Raw genomic sequence first — 236 nt, 5'->3', positions numbered from 1 at the left:
CCTGCCACGGGTAGGCCGCATCTTCACGGCCAGTTCAATTTCACCGGGTCCCTCGCCGAGACAGCGCTCCGGTCGTTACGCTTTTCGTGCAGGTCGGAACTTACCCGACAAGGAATTTCGCTACCTTAGGACCGTTATAGTTACGGCCGCCGTTCACCGGGGCTTCGGTTCAGGGCTTGCACCCCTCCCCTTGACCTTCCGGCACCGGGCAAGCGTCGCTCCCTATACCTCCTCTT

The 236-nt window shown here is 61.0% G+C and carries 1 rRNA gene; it reads right to left on the bottom strand.

From position 1 onward, the window contains the following. Window positions 1-236: ribosomal RNA gene (locus ACYQ0J_RS13910) — 23S ribosomal RNA — on the bottom strand; the annotation flags it as partial.

Source organism: Thermus sp. FJN-A, assembly GCF_054655095.1.
This window is presented reverse-complemented; position numbering and strand designations above follow the sequence as displayed.